Annotated in this window: 33 protein-coding genes and 1 pseudogene; 17 read left to right on the top strand and 17 right to left on the bottom strand. The window is 62.0% G+C overall.

Annotated features, from left to right (window positions below; translation table 11 throughout):
- Positions 1-5: 5 nt before the first annotated feature.
- The 3 genes from ACFI9K_RS01285 to ACFI9K_RS01295 all read right to left on the bottom strand — a co-directional run bounded on the left by ACFI9K_RS01285 (position 6) and on the right by ACFI9K_RS01295 (position 2,498).
- Complete coding sequence (locus tag ACFI9K_RS01285) at positions 6-443, bottom strand: protein-tyrosine phosphatase family protein (RefSeq protein ID WP_462661837.1); 438 nt, start codon at positions 441-443, stop codon at positions 6-8.
- Between the two features lie 505 nt (positions 444-948).
- Positions 949-1,629, bottom strand: a complete 681-nt coding sequence (locus ACFI9K_RS01290; protein ID WP_462661838.1) for a class I SAM-dependent methyltransferase — start codon at positions 1,627-1,629, stop codon at positions 949-951.
- 20 nt (positions 1,630-1,649) lie between these two features.
- Entirely contained in the window at positions 1,650-2,498 is an 849-nt protein-coding gene (locus tag ACFI9K_RS01295) for an alpha/beta fold hydrolase (protein ID WP_462661839.1), read from the bottom strand.
- Positions 2,499-2,535: 37 nt separating this feature from the next.
- Here ACFI9K_RS01295 and ACFI9K_RS01300 point away from each other — a divergent pair, with 37 nt between their 5' ends.
- Entirely contained in the window at positions 2,536-2,937 is a 402-nt protein-coding gene (locus ACFI9K_RS01300) for a MerR family transcriptional regulator (protein WP_462661840.1), read from the top strand.
- Position 2,938: 1 nt separating this feature from the next.
- Here the strand turns inward: ACFI9K_RS01300 and ACFI9K_RS01305 are convergent, their stop codons facing one another.
- Together ACFI9K_RS01305 and ACFI9K_RS01310 are read right to left on the bottom strand one after the other, a co-directional pair.
- The gene (locus tag ACFI9K_RS01305; protein WP_462661841.1) at positions 2,939-3,355 is read right to left on the bottom strand and encodes an SRPBCC family protein; all 417 of its coding nucleotides are present in this window, start codon (positions 3,353-3,355) and stop codon (positions 2,939-2,941) included.
- A gap of 64 nt (positions 3,356-3,419) precedes the next feature.
- A complete protein-coding gene (locus ACFI9K_RS01310; protein ID WP_462661842.1) occupies positions 3,420-3,977 on the bottom strand; it encodes a PadR family transcriptional regulator in 558 nt (185 codons plus the stop codon).
- A gap of 75 nt (positions 3,978-4,052) precedes the next feature.
- On the opposite strand from ACFI9K_RS01310, the gene ACFI9K_RS01315 reads away from it, so the two are divergent.
- Entirely contained in the window at positions 4,053-4,991 is a 939-nt protein-coding gene (locus ACFI9K_RS01315; protein WP_462661843.1) for a hypothetical protein, read from the top strand.
- A gap of 145 nt (positions 4,992-5,136) precedes the next feature.
- Here the strand turns inward: ACFI9K_RS01315 and ACFI9K_RS01320 are convergent, their stop codons facing one another.
- From ACFI9K_RS01320 to ACFI9K_RS01330, 3 genes are read right to left on the bottom strand one after another with little or no spacing between them, the layout of a single operon-like run.
- Entirely contained in the window at positions 5,137-5,892 is a 756-nt protein-coding gene (locus ACFI9K_RS01320; RefSeq protein ID WP_462661844.1) for an SDR family NAD(P)-dependent oxidoreductase, read from the bottom strand.
- The gene (locus ACFI9K_RS01325) at positions 5,889-7,445 is read right to left on the bottom strand and encodes an acyl-CoA synthetase (RefSeq protein ID WP_462661845.1); all 1,557 of its coding nucleotides are present in this window, start codon (positions 7,443-7,445) and stop codon (positions 5,889-5,891) included. Before ACFI9K_RS01325 ends, ACFI9K_RS01320 begins: the two co-directional genes overlap by 4 nt.
- Before the next feature lie 12 nt (positions 7,446-7,457).
- Positions 7,458-8,582 carry a DUF5938 domain-containing protein gene (locus tag ACFI9K_RS01330; RefSeq protein WP_462661846.1) on the bottom strand — a complete coding sequence of 375 codons (1,125 nt, stop codon included), beginning with the start codon at positions 8,580-8,582 and terminating at the stop codon, positions 7,458-7,460.
- Between the two features lie 242 nt (positions 8,583-8,824).
- On the opposite strand from ACFI9K_RS01330, the gene ACFI9K_RS01335 reads away from it, so the two are divergent.
- The gene (locus tag ACFI9K_RS01335) at positions 8,825-9,463 is read left to right on the top strand and encodes a TetR/AcrR family transcriptional regulator (RefSeq protein WP_462661847.1); all 639 of its coding nucleotides are present in this window, start codon (positions 8,825-8,827) and stop codon (positions 9,461-9,463) included.
- On the opposite strand, the gene ACFI9K_RS01340 is transcribed toward ACFI9K_RS01335, so the two are convergent.
- Positions 9,432-10,664 carry a citrate/2-methylcitrate synthase gene (locus tag ACFI9K_RS01340; protein ID WP_462661848.1) on the bottom strand — a complete coding sequence of 411 codons (1,233 nt, stop codon included), beginning with the start codon at positions 10,662-10,664 and terminating at the stop codon, positions 9,432-9,434. The genes ACFI9K_RS01335 and ACFI9K_RS01340 overlap by 32 nt on opposite strands.
- Positions 10,665-10,753: 89 nt before the next feature.
- Between ACFI9K_RS01340 and ACFI9K_RS01345 the strand changes: the two genes are divergently transcribed.
- From ACFI9K_RS01345 to ACFI9K_RS01365, 5 genes are read left to right on the top strand one after another with little or no spacing between them, the layout of a single operon-like run.
- On the top strand, positions 10,754-11,887 hold the full coding sequence (locus ACFI9K_RS01345) for a citrate/2-methylcitrate synthase (RefSeq protein ID WP_462661849.1): 1,134 nt from the start codon (positions 10,754-10,756) through the stop codon (positions 11,885-11,887).
- A gap of 27 nt (positions 11,888-11,914) precedes the next feature.
- Positions 11,915-12,406: a fluoride efflux transporter CrcB gene (gene crcB, locus ACFI9K_RS01350; RefSeq protein WP_462661850.1), complete on the top strand. Its 492-nt coding sequence runs from the start codon at positions 11,915-11,917 to the stop codon at positions 12,404-12,406.
- Positions 12,403-12,774, top strand: a complete 372-nt coding sequence (crcB, locus tag ACFI9K_RS01355) for a fluoride efflux transporter CrcB (protein ID WP_462661851.1) — start codon at positions 12,403-12,405, stop codon at positions 12,772-12,774. Before crcB (ACFI9K_RS01350) ends, crcB (ACFI9K_RS01355) begins: the two co-directional genes overlap by 4 nt.
- A 48-nt stretch (positions 12,775-12,822) precedes the next feature.
- A complete protein-coding gene (locus ACFI9K_RS01360) occupies positions 12,823-13,305 on the top strand; it encodes a DUF5956 family protein (protein WP_462661852.1) in 483 nt (160 codons plus the stop codon).
- Between the two features lie 4 nt (positions 13,306-13,309).
- Positions 13,310-13,777, top strand: coding sequence for a hypothetical protein (locus tag ACFI9K_RS01365; RefSeq protein ID WP_462661853.1), 468 nt, complete (start codon positions 13,310-13,312; stop codon positions 13,775-13,777).
- A gap of 35 nt (positions 13,778-13,812) precedes the next feature.
- Here ACFI9K_RS01365 and ACFI9K_RS01370 read toward each other — a convergent pair whose 3' ends face one another.
- The 3 genes from ACFI9K_RS01370 to ACFI9K_RS01380 form a co-directional block, all read right to left on the bottom strand.
- Positions 13,813-14,163, bottom strand: a complete 351-nt coding sequence (locus ACFI9K_RS01370; RefSeq protein WP_462661854.1) for a hypothetical protein — start codon at positions 14,161-14,163, stop codon at positions 13,813-13,815.
- A gap of 2 nt (positions 14,164-14,165) precedes the next feature.
- Positions 14,166-14,735 (bottom strand): cysteine hydrolase family protein, encoded by a 570-nt coding sequence (locus ACFI9K_RS01375; RefSeq protein WP_462661855.1) that lies wholly within the window; start codon positions 14,733-14,735, stop codon positions 14,166-14,168.
- 255 nt (positions 14,736-14,990) lie between these two features.
- The gene (locus tag ACFI9K_RS01380; protein ID WP_462661856.1) at positions 14,991-15,464 is read right to left on the bottom strand and encodes a DIP1984 family protein; all 474 of its coding nucleotides are present in this window, start codon (positions 15,462-15,464) and stop codon (positions 14,991-14,993) included.
- Positions 15,465-15,841: 377 nt separating this feature from the next.
- On the opposite strand from ACFI9K_RS01380, the gene ACFI9K_RS01385 reads away from it, so the two are divergent.
- The 4 genes from ACFI9K_RS01385 to ACFI9K_RS01400 are packed head-to-tail and all read left to right on the top strand — an operon-like array spanning position 15,842 to position 18,779.
- Positions 15,842-17,176: a glycosyltransferase 87 family protein gene (locus ACFI9K_RS01385; protein ID WP_462661857.1), complete on the top strand. Its 1,335-nt coding sequence runs from the start codon at positions 15,842-15,844 to the stop codon at positions 17,174-17,176.
- A complete protein-coding gene (locus ACFI9K_RS01390; protein ID WP_462661858.1) occupies positions 17,173-17,673 on the top strand; it encodes a hypothetical protein in 501 nt (166 codons plus the stop codon). Before ACFI9K_RS01385 ends, ACFI9K_RS01390 begins: the two co-directional genes overlap by 4 nt.
- Positions 17,657-18,289 carry an SMI1/KNR4 family protein gene (locus ACFI9K_RS01395; RefSeq protein ID WP_462661859.1) on the top strand — a complete coding sequence of 211 codons (633 nt, stop codon included), beginning with the start codon at positions 17,657-17,659 and terminating at the stop codon, positions 18,287-18,289. Before ACFI9K_RS01390 ends, ACFI9K_RS01395 begins: the two co-directional genes overlap by 17 nt.
- A gap of 4 nt (positions 18,290-18,293) precedes the next feature.
- Positions 18,294-18,779 carry a hypothetical protein gene (locus ACFI9K_RS01400; RefSeq protein ID WP_462661860.1) on the top strand — a complete coding sequence of 162 codons (486 nt, stop codon included), beginning with the start codon at positions 18,294-18,296 and terminating at the stop codon, positions 18,777-18,779.
- Positions 18,780-18,798: 19 nt separating this feature from the next.
- Here ACFI9K_RS01400 and ACFI9K_RS01405 read toward each other — a convergent pair.
- Both ACFI9K_RS01405 and ACFI9K_RS01410 read right to left on the bottom strand, forming a co-directional pair.
- A pseudogene (locus tag ACFI9K_RS01405) lies at positions 18,799-20,397 on the bottom strand (ABC-F family ATP-binding cassette domain-containing protein).
- A 223-nt stretch (positions 20,398-20,620) separates the two neighbouring features.
- Complete coding sequence (locus ACFI9K_RS01410) at positions 20,621-20,827, bottom strand: hypothetical protein (protein WP_462661861.1); 207 nt, start codon at positions 20,825-20,827, stop codon at positions 20,621-20,623.
- Between the two features lie 86 nt (positions 20,828-20,913).
- Between ACFI9K_RS01410 and ACFI9K_RS01415 the strand changes: the two genes are divergently transcribed.
- Positions 20,914-21,189: a hypothetical protein gene (locus ACFI9K_RS01415; protein WP_462661862.1), complete on the top strand. Its 276-nt coding sequence runs from the start codon at positions 20,914-20,916 to the stop codon at positions 21,187-21,189.
- A gap of 80 nt (positions 21,190-21,269) precedes the next feature.
- On the opposite strand, the gene ACFI9K_RS01420 is transcribed toward ACFI9K_RS01415, so the two are convergent.
- Positions 21,270-22,484, bottom strand: coding sequence for a diguanylate cyclase domain-containing protein (locus ACFI9K_RS01420; RefSeq protein ID WP_462661863.1), 1,215 nt, complete (start codon positions 22,482-22,484; stop codon positions 21,270-21,272).
- A gap of 134 nt (positions 22,485-22,618) precedes the next feature.
- On the opposite strand from ACFI9K_RS01420, the gene ACFI9K_RS01425 reads away from it, so the two are divergent.
- The 4 genes from ACFI9K_RS01425 to ACFI9K_RS01440 are packed head-to-tail and all read left to right on the top strand — an operon-like array spanning position 22,619 to position 25,558.
- On the top strand, positions 22,619-23,824 hold the full coding sequence (locus tag ACFI9K_RS01425; protein WP_462661864.1) for an MFS transporter: 1,206 nt from the start codon (positions 22,619-22,621) through the stop codon (positions 23,822-23,824).
- 14 nt (positions 23,825-23,838) lie between these two features.
- Positions 23,839-24,195, top strand: coding sequence for an ArsR/SmtB family transcription factor (locus ACFI9K_RS01430; protein ID WP_462661865.1), 357 nt, complete (start codon positions 23,839-23,841; stop codon positions 24,193-24,195).
- A gap of 14 nt (positions 24,196-24,209) precedes the next feature.
- The gene (locus ACFI9K_RS01435) at positions 24,210-24,779 is read left to right on the top strand and encodes a copper resistance CopC family protein (protein WP_462661866.1); all 570 of its coding nucleotides are present in this window, start codon (positions 24,210-24,212) and stop codon (positions 24,777-24,779) included.
- A gap of 35 nt (positions 24,780-24,814) precedes the next feature.
- Positions 24,815-25,558 carry a TetR/AcrR family transcriptional regulator gene (locus tag ACFI9K_RS01440; RefSeq protein WP_462661867.1) on the top strand — a complete coding sequence of 248 codons (744 nt, stop codon included), beginning with the start codon at positions 24,815-24,817 and terminating at the stop codon, positions 25,556-25,558.
- Here ACFI9K_RS01440 and ACFI9K_RS01445 read toward each other — a convergent pair.
- Positions 25,531-26,499, bottom strand: a complete 969-nt coding sequence (locus ACFI9K_RS01445; RefSeq protein ID WP_462661868.1) for an AurF N-oxygenase family protein — start codon at positions 26,497-26,499, stop codon at positions 25,531-25,533. The genes ACFI9K_RS01440 and ACFI9K_RS01445 overlap by 28 nt on opposite strands.
- 183 nt (positions 26,500-26,682) lie before the next feature.
- Positions 26,683-26,997 carry a hypothetical protein gene (locus tag ACFI9K_RS01450; protein ID WP_462661869.1) on the bottom strand — a complete coding sequence of 105 codons (315 nt, stop codon included), beginning with the start codon at positions 26,995-26,997 and terminating at the stop codon, positions 26,683-26,685.
- Positions 26,998-27,000 lie beyond the last annotated feature (3 nt).

Genomic DNA, 27,000 nt, shown 5'->3' on the forward strand with positions numbered 1-27,000 from the left:
TCTGCTCAGAGCAGAGAACCCGGTTTCACGAATCTCTTCGCAAAGCGCTCCTGCCACGGCGTCTCCACAGACCGAGGCGAGTAGTTGCGCCGGACGTAGTCGACGGCGGCGCTACCGGGCACACCGTCGAGCGCAACAAGACACGCCATCGCTGTGCCCGTTCGACCCGCACCACCAGTACAGGCAATCTCGACTCTCTCGGTTGTGCAGCGACGCAATGCTTCTCCTAAAACACTCCGGAGCAGACTCGGGTCGGACGGGAGCCAGAAGTCGGGCCAACGAATCCAACGGCTGTCCCAGTCGAACGCGCCAGGATTCCTGCCTTGTAAGTAGACGCCGAATTCCGGCAGAAGGCCGTCGGGCATCGAATCGCGCAAAGCGCGTCCACGAACGAGGCCGCCCGAGGGCAATTGCAGCACGCCCGCTGTGCGCTTGTCCCACATTCGGCCCCTCCTTCCTACGTCGGCTTCTGACGGTATCGATACTGCGGTATCGTTCGCGTCACCTGCTCGAACCACTCACCGGCCCCGCCTCCGATATGGCGCACATGATGATAATTCTGTATGAGAGGGCAATGGCCCCGTTCGTTCGATGAACCCCCACAGGCCGCGCAAGGCGCGGACCGATGGTTGGGCTCTCCACTATCTGGCGCAGTGGCGTCAGCGAGTCGAATACGCTGAAAAGCGTGTGGATGGAAAATCCAGGCTCCAGCGTGACTACCGAATGCCCATATTTGCCGGCCTCACCGGATGTCCCGCATGCGACGCCCACTTCTTCGGCGACGGGCCGCGCGACGCATTGGAACGACTCATCCGACGTGATGGGCGTCGTGCCCACAAGTTACGCGTCGCCGTAGCGCAATTGGATCGACGGTATCGAGACGTCACCGTAGAGATCGACCGGTGCAGAACGATGCCATGGTGGGAACGCCGAGCACCGTGGGTGTGACTAGCTGCCCGGTTTCGTCCACTCGATTGTGTGTCGAAATCCTATGCGGTGCCGCATGACCGCGCCCGGGAGTCGGTTCTGAACCAGGTGACCGATCTCGTCGAAGCTCAGCACAGGGTCCATGACGGGGAACGGCGGCGGTGGTGCCGTCACCGGACTCGGCCATGGCCGGTGGAGAAATCCGATCAGTGGATTGGTGACGATGGAGACGGAATCCCACAGCAGATCTCGTACGCTTCGCGGTGGTGCAAGCCCCACGATGAGCACGCGTCCGCCCGGCGCAAGAATTCGTTGGATATGGCGTAATGCGTCGTCCATGTCGAGGTGATGCAGGACGGCGACCATCGTTACGAGATCGGCCGAATGGTCCGCCCAGGAATCGAGTTGGCGATCTGTGATGGTCACATTGTTCGAATCCGCGGAAGTGATTTCTGCGATTCGGCGCATCTCCGAGTCGCGGTCGACCCCGGTCACTCGATCGAAGTGTGGAGCCAAGGCGCGCACCAATCCACCTCGTCCGCAACCGAAATCGACCGCACTGCCGCGCCTCTCGGGCAGGTTGGCCAGAATCCAGCTGTGGAAGTAGTCGTTGTGACTCCACGGGTGTCGCTCGTTCAACTCGCGCAGCCACAGAGCCCCTCTGCCTCCGATCAGGGACGTTCCCATTCGTCTCAGCACCACGGGCCCAGTATCCACAAAGCTCAGCCCAACCACACGTCCAAGGCCTGTTGAACGAGCGCAGGAGCTTCGAGCGGGCTCAGGTGCCCCACGCCCGGGAGCGTGATCACATTCGATTGCCCCGGTAACAAATTTTGCAGTCGATACGCCTGTTCGACGGGAATCCAGGGGTCTTGCCGGCCCCAGCCGATGGAGATGTGGCAGCGGACGCGAGGTAGAGCATCGACGACGGGTCGCGTGTGTTCGGGCCGCAGCTCGGCGATCTGTCGATAGAACGCAGGCTGCCCCTTGTCGAGTATCCAGGGTTCGGCCAGCATCGCCACGATAGTTGGTTCCAGCCGCTGATGCGCAGCTCCCGCAATGTATTCGGAGACCAGTGCCGCATGCAGGGGCGGCGGCAATGCGGCGAAGACCTCGGCGTTGTCCGCGACGAGCCTGAAGAACTCGGAGCCCCATGGGTCGAGGGTCACCACATCCCACAGGTAGACACTGCTGTACTCGCGGCCGTGGATCAGATGCGCACCCAGTGCCACTGCGCCGCCGATGTCGTGTGCAACGACGAAGGGGCGTTCCAGCCTCCAATGGTCGAGCAACATGGCGAGCCGCAACATCTGCGTCGGTAGGTCGGTTCGGACTTCAGGTCCCACTGCGGAACGACCGTATCCAGGCATGTCCCACAGAAATACCCGGTGGCCGATGCTCAGATGTCGGGCGGCTTGCGCCCACACCTGAGCCGACCATGGGGTTCCATGGCAGAACACGACGTCGGCTGACGGTTCCGCTACCTCCGGAGTCAGCTCGTAGGTCGCTACCGCATCGCCGCCCACGGATACGTAGGTGGGCTCTGGTAGGTCCACTCTGTCGGTCGTCATGTTGGCGACTTTAGAACTTCAGGTCGACCTGAAGTCAATGTGCAATCATCGACGGGTGAAGATCGGAGATGCGGCGCACGAGCTGGATGTTCCGACCCATGTTTTGCGACATTGGGACGACGTGGGTGTTGTTGTGCCGGATCGCCTACCGTCGGGCCACCGCGATTACAGCGAGGAACATCTTCGTCGCCTGCGGGTTTTGCGAGCATGCCAGGGTGTGGGAATCAGCCTGTCGGATATTCGCCTGATACTTCATCGAAACGAACTCGAACGAACCGCCGTCATCGAAGAACATCTGGCTCGAATACGACGGCAACAAACTGAACTCGACCATGCCGAGCGCTTTCTCACTCACGTCGCATCGTGCACACACGACTTGCTCACGCGATGCCCGCAATGCAGCGAGTATTCGGCCGTATCGACCCGACCGTCGAAGTGAATCAAGCAGACTGCGTTTCCAGCACTTCCTGAAGTCTCGTCAGGTCTTGGGCAACCATGTCGACGTCGCGTGCGAATTCTTCGTCGCTGAGCTCGATTTGGCGGACCGTGAACAAGATCTCCGCGCCGTTCGGGTGACTCAGCACCCGCATCGGGTTGGTCACCGTGGTCCCGGACGGCAATGTCACGTCGTGATCGAGCACACCGAGGTCGTTGTGTGGCACGAAACGGACGCTCACCTGCCCCATCGGTGATTCAGCGATGAGTCGATCGCCGTCGACGGTCACGGGACTGTTTGCCAATCCTGCCGCCCACTGCGGCAGATTCGCGGGGTTCGCTGCGAACTCGTACACCTCATCGGGTGTACGCCTGATAACTCGCGCTACATGTCGACTTGCCACTTCGGAATCTGAATTCATGACAGCGACCCTACTGTCCTCATTGCACCTAAATCGGTGATCGCCGAGACGATTTCGGTGGCCGTCATGTGTCGATCGATCCAGCGCGTACCCAAACGAGATGGCCGCTGTCGATGTCGGCGACGACCTGTTCCAGCCAAGCGGCGTCGTGGTCGAGCTTGGAGCGCATGTAGTGGGCTTCGATCATGTGCAGCGGAGGCACATCGGTCTTGCTCAAAACGTCGTCCAATCGGGCAAGTTCTTCGCGGACCGCTGCGGCTCGTGCGGACAGCAACTCACGGGCGTCCTGCCTGTCCAGTATGCCGACATACGCCAATGCGGTGACAAAGGCGTGTCCATCGGTCAAGTCCGAGTCCATGACGTGTCGAATAACGTTCCGCCTCAGAGCGTCGGCACCGTCGGCGGTAATTTCGACGGTTGGCGGGTTGCGAGAATCGTCGATTCGAATCCAACCTTCTGAGCGGAGCCGATCGATCAGCGTATAGACGGTGCCATTGCGCACGTTCAAATGAGCGTGACGAGACCTGAGCTCGGTGAAGATGGCATAGGGGTGTCGGGGTTCCTCGACCAACAGCCCGAGGATCGGGAGGACCAACGGGTTCAGCAGCGCATTTGTCGGCACCCGTCGAGAATAGACATCGTGACCGTATACGGCTACCCTCCTCAGCAAGTGACCGTATACGGCTAGGAGGAATCGGTGATCTTCGGTATCTGGCCAGGCGTGGTGAACGCCGATTTGGTGACGTTTCGATCGGTCGACGCCCCGCCCGAGCGGCCGGACGAAACGTTGGCGGCGTTGACGGAGTTACAGGGATGTGCCGACCAGTTCTACGTCAGATGCTTCCGTCATTTCGGCTCCGGCGTAGGGAATTTCGCGAATATCGAAGCGACCCCTGCGAACCCCGCCGTGTACGCCGGCGATGGACGACAAATCGACCTCGTCTGTAGCTACCAGTCCTCGCGGCCGGACTCCGAAGGGTTTGCGGGGTTCGTACGAAGAGCAGTGAACGATGTGCATGCTTGGGGCGGTGGCAAGGTCCAGATCGGTGAGGAACTCAATATGCCTGCACCGCTCGATGGCGATAGCCCCGGCTGCTTCGAGGCCGTATCCGCAGCAGTGGAAGCCGCTTTCGACGAACGGGCCCGGACCGGGGCCGATGTCCTCATCGGTGTGAACGCAGCCGGGCTCGCCGATGAGGAGTTCTGGCGTCGCCTTGCCGACTCACTGACCCCGGCGTCCGTCGCTCAGCTCGACTACCTGGGACTCGACTTCTTCCCCGATGTCTTCAATCCGGTTCCATTGCACAAGATCGCAGATGCGACCACCTATCTCGTCCGCACTGCACGCGACCGCGCTACGGCCGCCGGCTTCGCATCGACCCTCCCGCTTCACGTCACCGAAACCGGTTGGCCCACAGGAGCAGGCCGGGACGAAGCCACTCAAGCACAGATTCTCGAACTCGTTGCCGAGGCAGTTGTCACGGCCAACTGCAACGTATCTGCTTACGAACTCTTCGGCCTGAGAGACATCGTCACCGACGGCCGATGGCAGAACGAGTGGGGCGTACTTCGCGACGACTACACCCGCAAACTGGGATTCGAAGCACTGTGCCACTTGTTCGCACGCCTCCGCTGACGCAGACCTGTTCGACGACGGCCGAACAGCCTGTAGAGACGTCGTCGACATTTGCGCCTGCATCGGGACGATCCAGAAATTCGGCGCGCGGGTATTAAGATTGCTCCCCGACGCCTTGGCTTGACGCCGGGGAGCATCTCGATTTCTAGACCAACGACGCGGACAGTCCGCCGTCCAGGATGTAGTGGCTACCGGTGATCCACGATGCCCGATCGGATGCGAGGAACAGCGTCACCTCCGCGATGTCCTCGGGTGTTCCCAGCCGACCCTGCTTCGCGGCGACCAGGTCTCCGAACGGGATCTGAGTCGCAGCCTCGAAGTCCGGGACCAATCGGTCGACCATTGCGGTGTCGGCGAAACCTGGACACACCGCGTTCACTCGTACGCCCGAAGCCCGCATCTCGATGGCGGCCACACGGGTAAGCTGAATGACCGCTGCCTTTGTAGCGCAATAGGAACCGAGCAACGCTGTGCCACCGACGCCGGCGAGCGACGCGATGTTGACGATGTTCCCCTTCGATTCGATCAGTGCGCCGATCGCGGCCTTCATCACCAAGAAGGTGCCCTTGACGTTGACGGCGTAGATCTTGTCGAAGCTTTCGGTCGATTGCTGGAGCAGCGGTGAGGATACTTCGATGCCCGCGTTGTTGATGACGATGTCGAGCCCACCCAGAATGTCGACTGCCTGTGCAACCGCCTTCTGCACCTGGCCCTCGTCGGACACATCACAGTTCGCGACACCCGCGGCACCGATCTCCTGCGCTGTCTTCGCCGCTGCACCTTCGTCGATGTCGCTGACGACGACGCGTGCACCCCGCTCGATGAACATCGTGGAGATGGCCTTTCCGATACCGTCTCCCGATCCGGTGACGAATACGCGCTTACCCTCGAACTCGGTCATGGTGCGGTTCCCTTCGATAGTGAGTGAGACATGGTGCTGCGCACTTCGGTCTTGAGGATCTTCCCCACCTTCGAGCGAGGGAGGTCGGTCCAGATCTGAATCTCTTTGGGTGTCTTGATGCTTCCGATCATTGCCTTCACATGAGCGATCAGGTCCGTGTCGGATGCATTCCGGCCAGGACGCAGAAGCACTGCGGCGGTGACGCGTTCACCCCACTTGTCGTCGGGCAGTCCGACGACGGCGCACTCCTTCACCGCTGGATGCGATAGCAGAGCTTGCTCCACCTCGGCGGAGTAGACGTTGAAACCGCCGGTGATGATCATGTCCTTGGCGCGATCGACGACGTACAGGTAGCCGTCGTCGTCGAGATACCCGATGTCACCGGTGTGGTGCCAGCCGTGAGCTCCGACTTCGGCTGTGGCGTCGGGATTCTCGTGATATCCCTGCATGACCAATGGTCCGCGAACCACGATCTCACCGCGCTCGCCGCGCTCGACCAGTCCACCGTCGTCGTTCATGATCGCCACAGTCGTCAGGGGCGTCGGCTTGCCGGCCGAGCTCAGCCTTTCTGTTGCAATGGAACCATCGCTGCGGAAGTGTTCGGCCGGAGCGAGCGTGGCAATCATGTTCGGTGCCTCGGTCTGCCCGAAGAGCTGTCCGAGAACCGGTCCGATGCGGGTGAGTGCCTCTTCCAGTCGAGTCGGCGACATCGGCGCGGCCCCGTACCAGAGGCAGCGAAGTGACGACAGGTCCGTGGTGTCGAGATCCTGATGGTCGAGCACACCGTAAATGACGGTCGGCGGCAGAAACGCGTGAGTGATTCCGTGTTGCTCGATCAGGGAAAGGAACTGTCCGACGTCGGGGGCACCCATGACAACGACGTGTCCACCCAGACTGAGGACGGGGAACGTCAATACTCCAGCAGAGTGAGTCAGTGGAGCGAGAGCCAGATACCGAGGTCGTTCCCCGAAGGGATAGCTCATGAGTGCGGTTGCCGTGGAGGTCATCATGTTCTCCTCGGTCAGCCTCACTCCCTTGGGCTTTCCGGTCGTGCCTCCCGTACCGGCGATCATGCACAGGCCGCCCGCCGGTCGCCTCGCGGCAACCGAATCCGAACCGTGTTCGACGAGCCAACGGTCGTAGGAGAGTGCTCCGGGCACGTCGCCGTCCAGACAGACGAGCCACTCCAGCCGAGGGAGCTGATCACGAATGCGACCGACGAGATCTGCGAAAGCTTTCTGGAAGAACAGGAATCGGCAACCGAACAGATCGAACAGTTGCCGATTCTCGTCGGCCTCGTTGCGTGGGTTGATCGGGCACCACACTGCCCCTGCTCGCGAGATCGCAAACACGCAGGTCAGTGCCAACGGGTCGTTGGCGGAGAGTACGGCAACCCGATCACCGGCCTCGATTCCGTTGTGCTGCAACGCAGCGGCGATGGCCACGGTGTCGTCGTACACCTGGCCGTAGTTTCGAGTAGTGTCACCGATGGTGAGACAGGGAGCGTCTCGGCCCAGCGAGACCCCTTTGTCGAGGTAGTCGGACAACCGCATCTGCGCTGGTCCTCAGCTGTGCGCGGTGACGATGGGCTCGAGCACCAAGCCGAAGGCGCGAAGGACGCCGAGCAGTTCCCGGTGCCCGAATGCCTGGCAGCTGGACGCGAATCCCACTTTCTTCGGCGGGCCTTGCAGCAGATGCGCCGCGGCGAACGCGTTGAGCAATGCGGTCTGCTTGTAGTTGCAGTTGCCGTGAATGACCGTGTGCACGCGCCCGAGCGGTCCCGATGCGTAGACCGAGTCGAGTGAGGTGTTGATGCGCGGATTCTCCCGGGGAGGTGTTTCGCTTCGTACCGAGGCAGACACCGTGTCGATGATCTGGTACTTCTCGGCATCGGACTTGCCCTCCATCTGAGCCATTGCGGCGGAGATGATCTGGGGCACCGCCAGCATCAGGGGCTTGTTGATCACGCCGCCGAGTGCGCGAGCGTTCGCTACCCGAGGATCGTTCTTGAACCACACCGGATGCGACGTCCCGCCCCATGGAAGAGCCAGGCCCAGGTCGTGCTGGCCCGGCACCACAACCTGCATCACACCATCGTCCGGCCATTCCACGTACTCGTTCTGTTCGAGGTAGTAGGCCTTGGAGAATGCGGCATTGGTGAGAATCGTATTGGTCGACGCGACCGTCGGATGACCCTTCCAGAAGACCTCGATGTCGAGGGTGTCCAGGCCCGGTGTCTCGAGGCAGATGTTCGCGGCAATCTCACCGATGCTGTACATCTGCGCCAAACCTGGTGTGAGGACAAGGTTTCGGGACGCGAACTCGGCACCGTATTTGGTCTCGGCGTCGATCATCCAGTCCTGCTCACCGGTGGTGTCGGTGTAGTGCGCGCCGATCTCGATGCAGGCCTGAGCTACCTCATGACCGAATCGGGAGAAGGGCCCGACGGTGTTGAGGACGATCTCGGCACCTCGAAATGCCTCGGCCAGTGCCGCGGCCGTGTGCTCGACCTCGACGACATCGTGGACCACGGTCTCGATTCCGGGCACCGCATCGAGAATTCCCTTGACGCGCCCTTCGTCACGCCCGGCAGCGAGGAAGGGAATGTTGTACTCGCGCAGGTACTCACAGATGAGTCGGCCGGTATATCCCGATGCACCGTAGACGACGACGCGCTTGTCCGTTGGCATGGAAAGTCCTCTCGTGGATGGCCCGTCCGCACGGCGGACCGAAGTGGGTATCGAGGTCGAGCACCGAAGGGGACGCATCTCCATCCGACGCTTCGTCCTGTGCTGTGGGTCACAGTAAGCTAAAATTTGAACAGTCGTCAAGCTTTTTCTTGACAACTGTCCAGGCTCTATCGATCCCAGGGTTCGCGAACTGGCCGTCGGGCATACACTGGCTACACCTACGCGCGAAAGGACACCGAAACATGACACAAACGGTGGACCCGCGCGCGCGTATCGAAGAGCGAGCTCGCAACAAGTTCGAGTCCAAACGAACCGAATTGGCTCAGGCGACGCTGCACACGCTGGCCGAGCTGGGCTATGCGCGCACCTCGTTACGAGAGATCGCGCAGAACTCCGAGTTTTCGCACGGCGTGCTGCACTACTACTTCACCGACAAACTCGACCTCATCACGCACGCAGTTCGCCAGTACGAGGCCATCTGCGTCACCCGCTACGACGAGGTGGTGGCCACAGCAGTCGACGCCACGAGCCTCTACTCAGACTTCGAGGCCAAGTACTTCGCAACCCTCGCTGCGGACGCCGGCATTCACCGACTCTGGTACGACTTGCGGAATCAAGCTCTGTTCGACGACTCGTTCCGTGCCGAGGTACTCGAGATCGAAGAGCGTCGGGTGGACATGATCTGGCGCGTGGTTGCTCGCTTCTGCGAGCTTCGCGGAACCACGCCTGCTCTCGATCGAGCGTCGGCGTATGTCCTTCTCGACGGCATCTTTCAGCGGGCCCTCCTACATCACCTCGCCGGAAACGCAGCCGAAATCGATTCCGCTCGAATTCAATTGCGTTCTGCCTTCACGATGGTGGATTGCTCGACGCTTCAGTAGGTCCCGGCCGGGTACCCGTGTAGATGCCCGGAACTCGAAAGCGCAGTGGCTCTTCCTCGTACTCTTCGAGTGCATGTGCCGTCCACCCGACCATTCGGGCGAGTGCGAACACCGTCTCCGGTGTGTCCGCTGTGAGTCCGTAGGCCAGGGCGAAGGTAGCAAGAGCGAAGTCCGAGTTGGGAAAGGTATCGAACCGGTCGCTCACCTCGTCGATGATGACGTCAGCGGCAGCGATCACCGAAGAGTCGGCACCGTGCGCAGGGTCACGGAGCAACCGAAGCAGTTCCTCGGCCCGAGGATCTCGGTCGGTGTAGACGACGTGTCCGAATCCTGCGATACGCTCCCCGGACCTCAATTGCGTTGCGAGAGAAGCTATCGGATCTTCGATCGCCGTCGTCAAGAACCTGTACACAGGATCAGCAGCGGAACCGTGCAGGGGACCGTCGATGCATCCGAGTCCCGCAGCGAGAACCGAATGCAGATGTGCACGGGTACTCGCCGCCACGCGAACCCCGAGGGTCGACGCCGCCAGGCCGTGATCGGCCATCAAGACCAACGCCGCCTGCAACGGGACGCGTCCGCGCGGATCGGATCGGTCGGACTTCACTGCCGACCAAACGCATTCCGCCACAGACAGTTCCGGGGATACGCCGCCGAGGGCTGCGCCCACCGTGGCCAGCAGTTGTCCTGCTTCGCGCACCACCGAGGTCGAGCCGATATCGAATCGCAGCGGACGGTACGTGGCCGCCACGTCGACGGCGATGCGTATCCGGTCGATCGAGCGGCAGTCCGGCCCCATCGACTCGATTGCTTGTCGACATCGTTGCACCACTACGGAATCAGCGGGAAATCGGACGTCCTCGAGCAGCTCGCCCGTCCAGATGAAGTGGGCAACCGTCTCGAACGACAGGGAACTGAGTTGTACGGCATCACGCCCGCGGTAGTACAGGTGACCATCCTCGATCAGGGTGGTCTGCGTCCGAATACGCTCCACTGCACCGATATCGGTACGCCGGGCCGTATCGCGGCCCGCGAGCGCTTCCACCTCGTCGACGTCGAACACACTCCCCCGCACCCCGGGCAGCCGAGTACTGGTCAGCAGCCCGCGGCTGACGTAGGCATACACCGTCTCCGGCTTGACGCCCAGTCTCGCTGCCGCCTGGCTCGTGGTGAGCAGGTTTCTGCCGTCAGTGGAGGTCATGTTCGTCTTTCGTATTGATTGAATCAATATTGACAATAATCAACAGTAACGCGGATCGTGGGGGTTGACCAGGACAAAGGAGATCAGTCATGACAGTTCTCGACGCCCCGCGTGGGCTGCACAACGTCGTCGTCACCACCACCTCGATCGGAGACGTGCGAGGGGACGAGGGGTATTACCACTACCGTCAGTACTCGGCCATCGACCTGGCTCTGACAGGCACGTTCGAGGATGCCTGGTTCCTGATGGTCGAAGGCCGGCTGCCGACCGACACCGAACGCGCCGAATTTCGGCACACGGTGGCACCTCTCCGAGTATTGCCGGACGACGTCGTTGCTGCGGTGAAGACGGTGGCGGAAACAGGACCCGCGCAGCCTCTTTTCGCGCTGCGGACGGTGCTGTCCGGTGTGGCGGGCGCGGTACCGCTGTACGAGTCGTCGGAGACGGACAAACGAGCGACGGCGTTACGCCTGTGTGCGATGACGCCCACCATTCTGGCTGCCGTGCACAGGATTCGGTCCGGTCAGCGACCCATCGAGCCGCGCGACGACCTGACGACGACGCAGAACTGGCTGTTCATGATCACCGGAGAGGTACCCGACGACGACCGCGCCCGAGCGATCGACCGCTACCTCACTGCCACGATCGATCATGGATTCAATGCCTCGACATTCACCGCACGAGTGGTCGCGTCGACGGGGTCGGACATCGCGTCCGCGGTGTGCGCCGCGATCGGCGCGTTCGCCGGTCCCCTGCACGGAGGTGCGCCGGATCGCGCCCTCGACGGGTTGGACGAGATCACCGACATCGATGCCGCCGATACATGGGCTCGCGCGAAAATCTCTGCAGGCGAGCGCATCATGGGCTTCGGCCATCCGGTGTATCGAACCGATGACCCTCGCTCGGTGATGCTCCGCGAGACTGCGCAGGAATTGGGCGGCGAACTCATCGACAAGGCTGTGCAGGTCGAGAAGATCATCACCGCTGCGCTCGCAGATCTGAAACCGGATCGAAAGCTGTACGCCAACGTTGAGTACTACGCGGGCGTCGTCATGGAGCTGTGCGGAATCCCGCGATCCATGTTCACCCCCACGTTCGCGTGCAGCCGAATGGTCGGGTGGTGCGCCAATATCGTCGAACAGTCACACGACAGCAAGATCATCCGCCCCATCGCCCGTTACGACGGGCCGGCGCCTACGGCACCTGACCATTCTCGGCAGTAGTCTGTCCGCAGACAGGGAGAAGATCGAATGACCGATTCGGACGAGACGCACACCGATGCGGCAACCGACCGAGCCATGCCGTCGCATCCGGATTCACGTCCGTTGCACCTGCAACCGGCTGCGATCGCGGCGGTGGCGCTCGGAGGACTGGTCGGAACCGGTATCCGCTACGGTGCCGAGTCTGCGTTCCCGGCCGGCTCCGGGTCGTTTCCCTTCACCACCCTCGTCATCAACCTCACCGGTGCATTCGTCCTCGGAATGCTGTTGGAGCGCCTCGCATTGTCCGGCCCCGACCAGGGCCGGCGACGCCGGATCCGGCTGTGCATCGGCACCGGAGTACTCGGCTCGTACACCACCTACAGCTCGTTCGCCCTCGAGATCGTGGAGCTGCTGCGAGACCACCGCGTGGGGGCTGCTGTTGCTTACATGACCATCAGCGTCGTAGTCGGTACTTTTGCAGCGGGAGCGGGCATCGTTCTCGCGCAGCGGTTCGGCACCCGAGCGGAGGAGTCGCGTTGATCGCGCTGTGGGTTATCCTCGCCGGGAGTGCAGGAGCAGTGAGCAGATTCGTGCTCGACGGATTCATTCGATCACGACTGCAGTCCGAATTCCCCTACGCCACAGTGTTGATCAACGTCACCGGCTCGGCCGTGCTCGGTGTTGTGGCGGGGTTGGTCGCGTTCGGATCGACGCCGGAACAGGTGCAAGCAATAGTCGGCGTCGGATTCTGCGGTGGCTACACCACTTTCAGCACGGCAAGTGTGGAGACCGTGCGGCTACTCGAACAGCGTCGTTACCGGCTCGCCGCGTCCAATGCGATCGGCACGGCACTCGCTACCACCGCGGTCGTCGGCGTGGCCATGGTTTCGACGTCGTACCTTTCATGACGGTGCGTTCCCGCGCGTTCATACTCGTAGTACCCGAGGAGCGATGACATGGCGCAGTACTGGAGTGATTTTGAGACAACCGAGGTCGACGGCGAGATCCCCGACGGTCTGCCGGCAGGCAAGTACGTTTCGGTCATCCCGAATGCACATGGTGCACTGACTGCGTGGGTCGCGGGGCCTCGACGCTGCTACCGAACTCCCTATCCCGCGAGTGCGCACCCTCCAGTCAGAGTGACTCGCGGTCACCCCGGCAGTCCGCCGACCGATGTGTGGTTCGAGCCGTACACCGACGACGACATGAAGACCGAGAACGACGACGTCAATTCCTACCTGGCCGAGGCGGGCGTCCGTTTGCGACCCCGGGGCTATCGATGGCACGTACTGGTTCCCGAACATATCGAGGACGGTGAAGCACTGGAAGGTGCCATGCGCGAGAAGAACAGCTACATCGAGCCAGTCGAGGTATACGCGGCCATCAAGGAACTGTACGAAATGATCCAGAACGGGACACCCCCAGCTCTGTCACACTGAGACCATGAGCAGCGCCGGCGACGAGCACCCTCACGTGCAGCGGACGCCGTCGAGCCTACGGCGCGAGTCGGCGGTTTGGCTTCCGATCTCGCTGGCCTTTGCACTCGCTGTTTCGTTCGTAGATGTCGATCCTCGGACCATTGTGTCGAACCCAGCCGCGATTCTCTTCGGCGCGGTATTCGTCGTTCTGTCCCTCATCCCTGGAGCGATCGTAAGCTTCTTCGCGTTTGCCGCAATAAGAGTCGCCGATAGATCGATGAGGACGACGCTGTCGAGGGAAAGCACGCAATCGGTTGCGTCGCTGCACGGTACCGTCGCCGGGCTCGTCGCCGGCCTTCTCACATGGTGTTGGCTCCTGTTGAACAATACGAACGCTGATACCGCATCGACCATCGTCGCTGTAGCTTTCGTCGCGTTGGTCGCCGCCGTTTCCGCAGCTCGCAGGTTGATAGCAAGACGTTCGGATCGCTGACCTGTCCACGAGGATCCCCGACCACCGGCTGGGCGTCACAGGGTCTTGATTTTGGCGAAAGGATAGCCGCCAATAACTACGACGACGAAGACATAGGCTGCCAGTCCGGCCAGCTCCCACTCCGTTCTGTCGCGATGGAGGTCCGAGAACAGCCACGCAATCGGGGCCAGGAGCAGAACAGCCGCGGTGACGCCACAGATGGCGACGAGCCTGTTCGCCGCGGCGCGCAGGTGCGGCGTGGTTTTCACTCGGTCCGGAACGTCACGACCGTAGTAATCGAAATGCAATGCCCTGCCTCGCAACCCGACCGACGAGCCGTAGCCGAATGCAACGACGCCCGCAATCAGGCCGAGTGTGAGAGCTGCATTCAATGTCGACGCCGCCATCTTCAGTGTGAAAGCAGGTCGGCGGTTCTGACGACGGTCGCGAATTCTCCGTGCAGGTTGGTCGCCGTCATTGCCGACAACGTCGCAGCAGGCACGGTGGTTCCGTCGAGAGCGACGCGATCGAAGGTATGGGTCGCGTCGATGACGAAGTACGTGTCGTAGCCGAGGTTTCCTGCCATTCGCGCAGTCGTCTCGCAGCAGTGGTTGGTGGTGATTCCGCAGATCACCACCTGTTCGATACCCTCGCTCCGAAGCCATGCATCGAGATCCGGCGTGCCGTAGAAGCTCGAGTTGACCCGCTTGCTGATCAACAGATCAGGTGTCCCCTCGAGCACGTCCTTGAAGGCGTGCCCGGCACCTGCCGGAGCTAGCGGTGACTGCGGGTTGTCGGAGTCGTGTCGCACGAACACGGTCGGCCACGACTCCGCCCTCCACTTACGCACGAGTGCAGCAATATTGCTCTCGCACGACGGGTTGTCCCGCGGTCCCCAGAACTCCGCATCGTCGAACCCTGCCTGCACGTCGACGACGATCAGGGCGGGCCGTTCGAGTGATATCGATGCAGCGTTCATGCGTGCCACAGTAGTCGCGCACATCGGCGAACAACATCATGCCGGGTGGCCCCTGACCCACCCTCGTTTCCGTTCGATCAGCACACGGTAGTGCTTTGTGCGCGGTACGCCGTTCTGCGTGAATTGTGCTGAGCTGCTGTGTGATCGGGTCGATACCCGTAGCGCTGCTCATCACGCAGGAGTGGCCGGAAAGCCGCCGGCCGCGGCACGTGCTCGCCTCGAACGAAAACTACCTACTACCCGGCATGGCGATTGTTACTCGATCAGGTCGAATTCCCAGTTCGCGCGCTGGATCTCCAGATCCACCAGGCGAATTTGCATGGCAATATCATTTGCCGCAGAGCGTAATTCGGTGACCGGCAGAGCTGCGACATATACCAACTCCGACCGCAATTGGCGCGGTCCGTATCGATGCTCGTGATCGCGTCCCGATGCCGCATCCGCCGCCGCGGATATCGCTTTGTGACCCATCCGCAGCACGTCACGGGAGGCGAGGGCATCGGTAATTGTTCCGTCCCGCACGGTGGCAGAACTGTTGGTCCGGTTGATTCGGCGGATCAGTACTTCGAGTCGATCGAGAGCAGATGCATGTTCCAACAACAGAATCGATGCATCCTCGGCCGGTGATTCACCGTCTTGGTGTCGGGCATTCGCCAGAATCCGAACTTTCAGATGTTCGGTGCGCTTGATCAGTTCCCCTCGTTCGGCGAGGGCCTCGGCAAGCTTCATGATCTGCACCTCGGTGTACTGGAACCGGAGGTGGGATGACTACGGGCGCTCATGCGCCTTTCGACGTGTCGACTGTGTTCATACGACAAGAAATATCACAATTTTCCGGAAGTGGGAAGGCTGCGCGGAGAAGATTGCGATGTGGAGTCCGCCCATTGAGTCACCGTGTCGCTTCTCGAACATTCCGACCCGAGGTCACCAATCGACATCGATCACAACACCATTCCCTTTTTCCTGCAGCAACGCAGTCCACGACTCCAGTAGATCGCTCGGGTTTCGAGTGCAGGGTTCGGGGGCACGACGAGATACTCCGAAAGACGACCGATCAGTCCGTGTCGAGTTCTCGGTGACAGCTGACGCGATCTAGTGTGGCCTTCATGACGTCGTCCAGCTTCGTGTCACAACGCACCGAATCCGGTTCGCGTATGCACGACGCGCGTGAGACCTACACCACGGGCACACGCGCACAGGCTGTTCCGAGTGCTCGGATCGGTGCTGTGCGATCGATCCGGATGCATCGGTTCGGTACCCGCTGGCTGGCGGGGTCGGTCCTTGCCGCGTGCGTCGCCATCGCAGCGCATGCGTATTTCCTGGGATGGAAAGTTCCGTTCGGCCTGTTCGGCAATGGAATAGACACCATCGTCTACCGACACGGCGGCGACGTAGTCCTACACGGTCAGCCGCTGTACGAGTTCGCCCTGTTCGACGTCGGATTACCCTTCACCTACCCGCCGTTCGCCGCGTTGGTCTTCACACCGTTGGCGCTTGTCAGCGTGCCGAGTGCTGTGACTCTGCTGCAGGTGATCAATGCATCGTTGGTCTACGCGACGGTGGTTTTGAGTTGGCGCGCACTCGGATACCGCAGCGCCAGAATGTATCTCGTCAGCATACCGATGGCCGTTGCGTTCACCTGGCTCGAACCGGTACGCATGACCATCTGGCTCGGGCAGATCAACCTTCTGTTGCTCGTGTTGGTTCTGTTGGATCTCAGCCGCGGCGACGGCAGTCGCCTGCGTGGTGTCGGTGTCGGAATTGCCGCAGGACTCAAGCTGACCCCCGCGTTCTTCCTCCTCTACCTGATGTCCATCAGGCAGTGGCGCGCCGCTGTCACGGCCGGTGCCACTTTCGCGGTCACCGTTGCAGCAGGATTTCTGGTCGTTCCCTCCGATTCCTGGAAGTTCTGGACCACGACCATGGTCGATTCCGAGCGGATAGGTGCACTCGCGTCACCGGCGAATCAGTCGATTCACGGAGCCCTGGCTCGCCTGTGGCCGGGCCACACACCACCGTTCGTGGTCTGGTTTCTCATTGCCGCAGCTGTCGCCGCCCTCGCCCTGTGGACCGCAGCGCGAGCGCACAAAGCGGGTAAAACGCTGCTGGCGTTGGTTATCTGCGGCCTGGCGACGCCGATGGTGTCGCCCTTTGCCTGGGGTCACCACTGGGTGTGGTGCATACCGCTGGCCGTCGTAGCCTTCGATTACGCCATCCGCCGTCGTACCTGGTGGAGCTGGCTGGCACCGGTAGCGGTCACCGCACCGATGGTTGCCTGGTACTTCACCGACTACCGCGGGATCAAAGCAATCGGAATTTTCATGTTCGAGGGTTCCCCTGCATTCGAGGCGGCCGTTCAGTCCGTCTATCCGGCAGTCTTTTTCGCGACCGTTGCCGTCACCCTGCTTTCATCGTTCCGTCGCGGCATGATCACCGAGTGACCGTCACTGTTTCCGTACTCGCCGACCGGCCTGATCTGCTCGAGCCTGTATGGAACATGCACTCCTCGTGGCCGACGTTCATGACCGAGGATCCGATCGGTTCGATCTATTTCGATCCCGCCATCTTCGAGCTGTTCGCAGACCATGTCCTCGTGTGTCAGGACGAGGTGGGTTCAGTGGTCGGCCGGGCCGTCTCCGTACCGTTCCATTTACCCGACGCCGCGGCCCTTCCTGAAGACGGCTGGGACGGCGCTATCAGACGCGGCATCCGTGGGCGACTCATCGGCGAGACCGCGAATGTGGTGTCGGCACTGGAGATTTCCTTGACGCCGAAATCTCAGGGAATACGCCTGTCCACCACCCTGCTCGTCGCTCTTCGGGACAATGCCCGAAGACTTGGATTCAGCGAACTGGTGGCTCCGTTGCGCCCCAATGGCAGAACAGATTTCGATGAACCGTTCGCGTCCTACCCAACTCCGAATGCAACTGCGACGTGACCACGACGCCGGGGGCGCGAACGCAGCACCGCGTCCCGCCGGATCCAGTTCGGTGGCCGAACCATGGAGTCGAATTTCGCAGTGGCTCACCGAGAATCTCACTTCGGTCTCGATCACCGGTGCCACGGACGAACAGATCACCGACGCAATGCGCGCAACCGGCGGCCTGTGGCCCGAGGAATTGACTGCGTTCTTCCGACTTGTCAACGGCTTTCCCCGGGAATCCTGGATACCGATCCTTCCCGGGCACGAACTGTTCGACCTCGACCGCGCTGTCACCGAACGTCAGCTCGAGCTCGACATCTGGAGTGAGATCGACGCCGAAATGGGTGCCGAACCTCAGACCGACACCTCCGCTGGAGACTACGCGGGGACGTATCTGCCGCACTTCCTCCCGTTTGCGGGCCAAGATGGATATCTGCTGTTCGTCGATGCTCGGCCGGGCCCTCTGCATGGGTGTGTCACAGAATTCGAGAAAGTCGACGCCGACGGAGCGGGCCCCAAATGGCCGTCATTGAGCGCGATGTTGACGGACCTCGCCGATAGCCTCGAAACCGGCTCGGCCTTCGACGGTAGGACTCCTGCCGTCGTCGACGGCCAATTGCGTTGGCAGTGAACCGATGAGACGTACCGGAATGTTCACCGTCGGTCTCGTGATGCTGGTGTGCTCCTGCTCGCCGGCAGCCGTCGACGAGCCACGACCACCTACTGTTGCTGTTCGGTCGACTCAGTTCGCCCCGCCCCCACCGCCGATCACCGACGCTGTTCCCACCGCACAACAACTGACCGACCTCCTCGCTGCGAGCCTGAATTACGCCATCCGGGAGGAGGATCGAGCTCAACTGTTCGAGGGCCCGAGCGAGTTCAATGTGTCGCTCGCGCGCGCATGGGGTGCCCAGCTCGACCCACAACACATCGAATTCACGACGGTCGAGCCTGCGGGCCCCAACTCCGTCAACGCGAGCGGGCAAGGACACCAGGGAAATATCGAGCCCTATCCGGTCGGGCCGATCCCCTTCGTGCGCTCGGAGGACGAGCGGAAAGTCTCTCGCGCCTTCGCATGCGGATTCGTAGGAGCTGTCGGCGGTCACGACGCATGCACCTGAGCTGCCGCGCTCACAGCTGTCACACTCCCTCCAGGTCGAGGGCAGTCCAAGCACGGAGGTCGCGAAGCATCTGTCGATCGTGTGTCGAGACCACCACTGCCGCGTCGGTTGCACCCAAGGCCTCGGTCAAGTCGTCGACCAGGGCGATGGACAGGTGATTCGTCGGCTCGTCGAGAAGCAGGACTTGCGGGCGACGAGCCAGTGCGACCGCCAGATCGAGCCGACGCTGTTGGCCCATCGACAGTTTCCCGATTCGCTTGCCCACTTCCCTCGATCGCAGCAGGCCGAGCGAAGACAACGAGACGTCCATGCCGCCACAGCAGCGAAAGTGCTGCGCTGCTGTCAATCTCGCAGGCAGCGCTGACTCCTGCCGCAGTAACACCACGCGTGCAGCAGGAGATGCCCGAACATGCCCGGCCGTCGGATTCAGCTCACCCGCCAAGACGGACAGCAGTGTGGACTTTCCCGATCCGTTGGGGCCGGTAACCACGTGCTTGGAGCCTGCCTCCACACTCAGCGATACAGGACCGCTCAAGCGACACTAGACTGAGACATCCTCGGCCGACAGCAGAGCCCTTCCGACTCCCACGTCGATCGTGGGAAACCGCAAACGTTGGGGAGGTTCCGGAACAGGCACGAGCTGAGATTCCAGATCCTCCTGCCGGCGGCGCACGTTCCGAACGAGTCCACCCGCGCGGGTGGCACGTTGATGCTTGTTCGTACCCTTGTCGGGCTTCCAGCTGCTGACAAGCCTGTTCTGCGCATTACTCAGATCGAGGCGCAACTTGGCCGTCTCCGCCGCCTGCTGCTGGTGCTCCTGCTCCCACCTGACCAGCCCGGCTGCCCGACCGGCGCGATAACTGTCGTACCCGTCTCCGTAGATGCGTGGTCGACCGTCCGGTGTCGGATCGAGGTCCAAGATTTGTTGTGCAACATCGGAGATGAGCGCTCGATCATGGCTGACCACCACGACACCGCCTGCACGGGATCGAAGTCGCTGTGTCAGATAGTCGAGGCCTGCCCGGTCGAGGTGGTTGGTTGGTTCGTCCAGCAACAGGAAGTCGTGATGTCCTCCCAGCAGACAGGCCAGTCGCACCCGATATCGTTGGCCGACAGACAGTTCGTGCAAGATCCGCGACCTGTCGCTCTCGGCGCCGAGCGCGTCGAGAGCAATGTCGACCCGCCGCTCGGCGTCCCATGCATCGAGTGACTCCACTTGCTCGAGTGCCGTGGAGTATCTCAGCTCGGCAGACGTGACGCCGTTGGAGAGGTCCTCGGCTGCCGCGTCGAGACTCACCAAGGCCGCAAGGGAATCGGAAAGGGATTCTCGAAGCACCTCACCTACCGTTCGTTCATCGGTGGTCAGCATTTCCTGTTCGGCAACGCCGATAGTTCCGATGCAGGACACACTCTCGGAATTCGGAGTCAGCCTTCCCGCCAAGACGTTGAGGAGGGTGGATTTGCCGGAACCGTTCTCACCTACGATCGCCCATCGGGAGGTAGGGGTGACGGCGATGTCGACGCCGGTCAATACCGGTGAACCCCCGTACGCGACGGTGACGTTCGAGGCGATGAGTTGCGCGTCGGAGCGCGCAGAAGTAATTGCCGAATGTGGCATTGGATCTCCAAAGAGCAAGCGCACGAGAGTAAGCGCGCAGGAATAACGGACGAGGACCAACCGGTCCAGAAACAACGGCGATGCCGAAGTAGTCCGCTACTCGAAGATCAAATGCATGCCGCGACGGTAGCAAGCAGAATCGAAATCCTGCCACCGCTTTTTCGGCGCACGCATCGAATCGGGTGCATCCGACCGCGGTGAGCGCGGTTGGATGCACCCGATGTCATTCGGGGGCTTTCGATCCGTACGACCCATCGAGTCGACTCCGAAGGCGACGGACGGCTCTCCAGCCCGCAGGCGTCGCAACCGTGCTCACAATGGCCCCGAACACGATGCCCTGCGACAGCGCTGACCATTCACCGGGGTTGTCCCCGAACAGCGGCCACTTGTACACAACACCCATCACCACGAAGAAGACCACCGCACGCATTGCGTCACCGCCTCATCACTCGACTCGGACAAATTCGACCGCTCGGTATATTGTTGCTGTACCGACTGCACCACAGAAGGATCGACGTGTCGAACCAGCGAACGTTTCGCGAGTACGTGATGACCGGACCGATGAGCAAGCAGAGCGGTGCCAGTCGCAGCGACTACATCAACGCTCTGGCGCTGGCTCCGGCGGTAGCGGTCGGATTCTTCTTGGCTCAACTCGTAGTGAGTTTCGGTTCGATTCCCCTCGACATCGCGGTCGGATGCCTGGGCGGCGCAATCACCGGGTTTCTGTATCTCTTCGTCGCGTACAGGTTCGATTGCAAGCGAATTGAGCGTCCCGACACTGAGCAGAGCTGAGCTGCGATCCGAGCACTCGACCACGGATGAATGCGACTCTGTTGCATTCTGACCGACTGGCATCCACATTGATCCGGAATTCAGGCGCGCTTCGAGGAGTACATGCGCTCGTCTGCTTTTTTCAGTAGTTTCTCCGCTGCAGCGGTGGGCTCCCAACTCCATCCGACGCTCACGGTCACGGGGACGTCGGTGCCGTCGATGTCGTAGGGACCGGCGAGCAGGTCGACGACTCGCCAGGCCAGTCGTTCGACTCCCTCGAGTGAGCGGGCGCTGCGCAGGAGGATGACGAACTCGTCTCCGCCGATGCGGCAGGCGACGTCGTCGGCGCGGATGTTGTCCAGGATGCGGTGGCCGAGCGCCTGCAACACCTGATCCCCGACGATGTGCCCAAATCGGTCGTTGATGGACTTGAACGCATCGACGTCCACGAACAGCATTCCGACCGGAGCACCCTCGAGCTCTTTCAGTTCGGCCATCAGTCGTCGTCGATTGCCCAGCGAGGTGAGGTCGTCGACCAACAGTTGACGTTCGAGTGCGAACTCGGCGGCTTTGCGTGCTGTGATGTCCTGAATCTGGGCGATGATGACGTCTCCTGTGTCCTCGTCACGGACCACTGTGGCGTTGCGCTGCACCCAGATCGTCGCTCCGTCCTTGCGGATGTAGCGCTTCTCAGACGAGATGCTCCCCAGCTCTCCGTCGGCCATTCCAGCCAGATGCTCGTTCGCGAGTGCCAGGTCGTCGGGGTGGGTGACGTCTCGAAAGGTTTTCTGCTGCAGCTCTTCCGCGGTGTAGCCCAGCAGTTCGCACAGCGCCTTGTTCACCCTGATCATGCGTCCGTCGAGCGTCAGGATCGCCTTGCCGATAGGCGCGTGCTCCATTGCGATCTCGAAGAGTCGGATCGCTCGGTCCCGCTCACGCTCGGCTTCGGCTCGCCGGCTGACATCGACGATCATGGCGGTGAACCCGACGATCTCGCCGTCCATGACGTCCGGAACGTAGCTGGCCTGAACCACGCGCTCTGTTCCGCGAAGGTCGACGATCGTGGTGTCGAACTGCTGCTGCTCGCCGGTGAGAACAGCGGCTACGTAGGGCCGAGTCCATTCGTACAGCGCCTCACCCAATAGTTCTCGCAGGTGCATGCCGGGAATCTGGGCGGGCTCGAATCGAAAGAATTCGACGTGCGCCTGGTTGGCGAAGACATTGACGAGGTCGGTAGTCCAGTTGGAGATCATCGACGGCAATTGGTCGATAGCGCGCGAGACATCTCCCTCGGAGGTTCGGCGTGCGTCGGCCATGAACCACCCCTGAATGTTCGATGCACCCGACCGCTCGCACGCTACCGCAGGTGGGGCTGCATTACCGCGCTTCCACAAATCCACGAAAGGAAACAGTGTGTGCGCAAGTGCGCACCTGTGTGTACCTTAAGGTCATGCTTCTCGCCAACCTCGCATTCCGACGCCTCTTCACCGCGCAGGTCGTTGCGCTGATCGGTACCGGCCTGCTGACGGTGGCTCTGGGCCTGCTCGCATACGACATCGCCGGGAGCTCCGCGGGCGCGGTTCTCGGCACCGCGCTGGCCATCAAGATGATCGCGTATGTCTTTGTCGCGCCCGTCGTTTCGTCTCTGACGAACGCCCTCCCCCGCAAGCTCGTACTCGTGGCGGCAGATGCCGTGCGGGCGCTCACCGCGGTGGCATTGCCCTTCGTCGATCAGATCTGGCAGATCTACGTCCTGATCTTCGTTCTGCAGGCAGCGTCGGCAACCTTCACGCCCACTTTTCAGGCCGTCATCCCATCCGTCGTTCCGGATACCCAGCAGTACACCCGGGCACTGACGCTCTCCCGGCTCGCCTACGACCTCGAGTCACTGGTGAGTCCGTTGATTGCGGCGGCGCTGTTGACGGTGATCAGCTTTCACACCCTGTTCGTCGGGACGGCATTGGGTTTCGTGATCTCCGCGGTGATGGTGATCGGGACGGCTCTGCCGAAACACATTGTGGCCAAGCGGAACCGACCGACAGACGGCATCACGACATTCGTGAAGAATCGTGAACTGCAAGGACTACTGGCACTGAACACCGTGGTCGCCGCTGCGACGGCTCTGGTGACCGTCAATTCCGTGGTCTACGTGCGCGATCTCTTCGGAGGTGGCAGCAGCTCACTGGCCGTCGCGCTGGGTTTCTACGGAGCCGGTTCGATGGTTGCAGCACTGTTGATTCCGCGAGCCCTCAGATCTACCGATGACCACCGCCTCATGCTCACCGGTGCCGCGGTGGCATCAGTGGGCACCGCGGCAGCGACGGCGGTCTCGACGCTGAACGGGGGGCCGGCGGCCTGGATCGCTCTCGCAACGACGTGGTCGATATTGGGCATAGGGACCTCGATGATCAACACGCCCTCGGCGCGAATCCTGCGTCGTCGATCCGACGAGACCACCCGAACGTCGATTTTCACCGCGCAATTCTCGCTGTCCCATGCAGCGTTCCTGTTCACGTATCCGGTCGCCGGATGGGTGGGCGCACAATTCGGACAGTTCACCGCAGCTGCGGTGCTCACCGGCTTGGCTACACTTGCGGGACTGTCCGCAGCACGCCTGTGGAGTCGCTCCCGTGATCCGGTCGTCGCCTCCGCGTAGGGAGAAGACGTTCGATGCCACCGAAGAAGGAACCGCGCATCAGTCTCGACCATGCCGTCGAACCGGACTCCGCCCGCCTGGCTACGGCGAGCGACACCTTTCGCATGCTGTCCGATCCCACTCGCCTGCACATCCTCTGGCTGCTCGACCGCGGCCCTGCCGACGTCACCGCATTGACAACGGCTACCGGCACCTCGCGTACCGCCGTCAGCCAGCATCTGGCGAAGCTCCGGTTCACCGGACTCGTCGAGACCCGACGTGAGGGCCGCAACGTCATCTACCGCCTGGCCGACGGCCACCTCGCACGTCTCGTGCGGGAGGGTCTGAACCTCGCCGACCACAAGGTCACGGGCGAGCCTCCACACGAATAGCCAGAAAGAACCCGATGAAGCGACTCGCCGTTAGTGCAGCCACTGTTCTCGCCGCGTCGGCACTGTCGGTCGCCCCGGCGTCGGCCCATGCGTCTCTGCAGTCGAGCAACCCCACCGAGAACGCCGTGCTCGACGCCGCGCCCGACGAGGTGACCTTGACGTTCAATCAGTCCGTTCAACAGAACTTCGCCACCGTCACCGTCGTCGGATCCGATGCACACGATTGGGCAGCATCGGATCCCGTCGTCGACGGCAGTACCGTGACCGTCGGTCTCGAGGGCCTCGGCGCGGCGGGCGAATACACGATCGGCTACCGAGTGGTCTCGGCCGATGGGCATCCGATCACCGGCAGCATCCCCTTCCAGCTCACCCAGGCTTCCCCTGCCGCGACAACTGCCGCCGCAACACCGCCGGCCACGAATCTGGACTTCACCAACAAAGCTGAACCGGCCGCCGCCGAGGACGCGCAGGAGGCCGGCGACCCAAGCGACACCAGCGGCTTCCCGATCTGGATCATTGCCGTGGTCGTCGTCGCGGTCGGGGCGTCGGGTGTCCTGTTCGCGCTGCGTAAACGCACCCACTGACAGTCTCGACCAGTGCGGACGTGAGAACATGCAGCATGAGCGACGGTGGGTCACGCCCCAAGTCCGACGGCCGTAAGCGGCGTTGGGAACAGCACAACACCGATCGCCGACGCCACATCATCGCGGCCGCCATGACGGTGTTGTCCCGCGATATCGCGCCCGGTGAGCGACTCACCACCGCTCAGATCTCCGCGGAGGCCGGAGTGCATCGCACCGGGCTCTACCGTCATTTTCGGGATCGCACCGACTTGGACACCGCCATTCAGCGGGCCATCTGCGATCAGTTGACGGCCGCCTTGGTCACCTCGTTCGAGCTGACCGGCACTCCTCGCGACGTGGTGCATCGCGTGGTGAGCACCTACGTGCGATGGGTTGCCGAACATCCCGCGTGGACGCGGTTCGTCGAGCAGGATGTCACCGCCGAATCGCCGAGTCCCCTCGAAGAAACCAATGCCATGCTCGCCGAGCAACTGGAAGTGAGCGTTGCCGCGTTCCTTGCGCTCGTGAATGCGGATCTTTCGCAGGAGGACTGGTCGTTGGTACGGCCATGGGTGGCCGGGCTGGTCTCCGGATGCATGGGTGCGGTACGCAGTTGGAGTGGGCAAGCCGAATCGCGCACTGGCCTGGACCATTTCGCCACCTTTTTGGCCGACACCATCTGGCTGCAGGTCAAGGGGCTCGGGGCGTCTCGCGGCATCGCGATTCCGCAAATCCCGCTCGAGACAGTCCCCCTCGAAGCCGACCGAGAAACTCAGCCGAACGACGGCTCGCTGCGGTAGCGCGACGGACGTCCGTCGATACCGAGAGCGCGCCACACTCTCTTCGAGACACGGTTCATCAGTCCCAGTTCGCCGGCGAGCATGCGTACGTCACCGAACGTGTCGCGCAATGCCTTCCGTGACGGTTCGCTGTTCCACCACACGGCGTCGACCACCTCGTCGGGGATGTCGAGCTCGCGTCGCATCTGCTTGCTCGGCTTCATGATGACGTCGCACAGCAGTCGCATGATGACGGGCGTCAGGATGGAGATCGACGCCTTCTCGACGGGGCCGAGGCGAGGGGCCTTGTACCGCAGGTACTGATGCGCGAAGCCGATGTGACGGGCTTCCTCGGCGATGTGAATCTGCATCACGCGCTGAACCAAGGGATGGCCGACGGCACCGGCACGCAGCACGCCCTTCTGCATGTGGTCGATCGGCTCCTCTCCGGCGAGGACGCCGACGAAGAATCCGAACGGTGCCGAACGACTAGCGAACACCGTGAGCATCGGAACGATCTTGCGGAACCAGGTAGGTCCGCCCGGCACGTCGATGCCGATGCGGTTCACCAGCTCCTGGAACATCTGCGTGTGGTGGCACTCTTCGGTGGCCTCGTGCGTCGAGTACCGGAATTCCGGTGAGTTGTTGGGCAGCGTCAGGGCGTACTGCATGAGGCCGCTGATCAGAATCTGCTCGAACTGCAGTCCCACCTTGACCATGCTGGCCTGGCGATACATGCCGATGTGGATTTGGCGATCCAACGGCAGCGCCTTGTACCAGTCGGTGTGACCGAGCGGGTCCTCGTCAGGGAGTACCCAGCGCGGATCGTTGGGAACGATCGCGTACTCGGGTTCGTCCCACGGGATGTCGAGGAAGGCGTCGAAGTGCTGATGCACCGACGCCGTCGACAGCGCGTGCAACGTCTCTCGGTAGAGCGTTCGGGTGTCGTCGACTGCAGTCATGGTGGTCCTTCCGCCTGCGTCCGAGCAATGCGTACGAAGAATGTGTACGCAACACAGCGTCACACATAAAACTGGTTAGTGCAACGGACCGTCGCAGATACTTGGGAATCTTTCGCCCGGAACGGCGAAACCGGCCGACCGCAATGCGGTCGACCGGCTTCCGGGGCCTTGCTCGGTGTCGTTCTACATCACCATCGCGAGGAAACCCACGCCGACGATGATGCCGAGAATTCCGCTGCCGACGGCAAGCGCCAGGTCCCAGCGTTCGGCAGGCTCCCCCGAGAGATCGGGACTGCGATCGGCCCACAACGCGGATGCGACGGCGATCAAGCCGGCGGCGATGCCGAGCCCGGCGGCCCAGAACGAGACGACCGACAGAGCGCCGAGCATCACGGCAATTTCGGTCACCTGGACGCGGGTACGGATGCGCCGCTTCCACCAGTTCGGCGGCATTTCGTCCAACTCACGTGCATCGAAGTTGGATGAGGAGACGGTCACTTG

It is taken from the genome of Rhodococcus sp. PSi06, assembly GCF_054960675.1.